Source organism: Psychrobacter sp. TB20-MNA-CIBAN-0197 (assembly GCF_040309765.1).
Taxonomy (GTDB): domain Bacteria; phylum Pseudomonadota; class Gammaproteobacteria; order Pseudomonadales; family Moraxellaceae; genus Psychrobacter; species Psychrobacter submarinus.
In genome coordinates, this window is sequence record NZ_JBEOPC010000956.1 from 1 (window position 1) to 256 (window position 256).

Sequence of the window (256 nt, forward strand, 5' to 3'; positions counted from 1 at the left end):
ATTCATGTCCATCGTGTGATCGTAATGCGCGTGCCTTTGCCGGGCTCAGTGTCGAGTTCGAATTCGTTGACCAGACGTTTGGCGCCGGTCAGGCCGAGGCCTAGTCCGCTGCCGGAAGTCCAGCCGTCGGTCATCGCCAGTTTGATATCGGGAATGCCCGGGCCTTCGTCGCGGAGCGTGATGCGCAAACCGACCCGGCCGTTTTCCTCGAGGATCTGCCAATCCATGTCGCCGCCGCCGCCATAGACCATGGTGT

1 protein-coding gene is annotated in these 256 nt (G+C 61.3%); it reads right to left on the reverse strand.

Features of this window, described 5'->3' with window-relative positions; genetic code table 11:
- Positions 1-2: 2 nt before the first annotated feature.
- Positions 3-256 (reverse strand): ATP-binding protein (locus tag AAEY83_RS16715; RefSeq protein WP_351060883.1); only part of this gene is annotated, 254 nt, incomplete at its 5' end.